Origin of the sequence: Galbibacter kalidii (assembly GCF_026241135.1) — a bacterium.
Taxonomy (GTDB): Bacteria; Bacteroidota; Bacteroidia; order Flavobacteriales; family Flavobacteriaceae; genus Galbibacter.
Genome location: NZ_JAPFGA010000106.1, coordinates 1 through 518 on the forward strand (window position 1 = coordinate 1; position 518 = coordinate 518).

General features: G+C 41.3%; 1 protein-coding gene. It reads left to right on the forward strand.

Annotated features, from left to right (window positions below; all coding sequences use genetic code 11):
* Positions 1–518 (forward strand): IS1595 family transposase (locus OOZ15_RS20105; protein WP_265958207.1); only part of this gene is annotated, 518 nt, incomplete at both ends.

The following is a 518-nucleotide window of genomic DNA, read 5'->3' on the forward strand; positions in this document are numbered from 1 at the left end:
TGCATATAAATGCACAAGATGCAATCATAATGCTTATCAAAACCGTAAAGGTTTTTCTCGGCAATGTAATATCTGCCACCATATAGAATCAGCCACTGCCAATACACTTTTCCATAAAGTGAAGTTTGGAGTCCGCAAAGCATTTTTCATTTGTTTTGAAATGGCAACGACCACCAAGAGTTTGTCTGCAAGCTATATGGCCGTGCGCTATGGTGTAACCGAAAAAACGGCACGACTTTTTATGCTCAAGGTCAGGGAGGCTATGTCATCAAGCAAGAACTATCCTATGGATGGCAATGTCCACGTTGATGAATTTGTTCTGGGCGGCAAGGACGAAGGCAAAACAGGGCGAAGTTATCACAGCAAAAAAAAGAAAGCCGTTACAGCCGTTCAGTTGACCCAAGACGGAAAGGTAAAACGTATGTACGCTATGAAGATAGATGATTTTTCTGCACGATCCCTTCAATATATATTTGTTGACCACATAAGCCGAGATGCTAAAGTAACAACTGATAAGT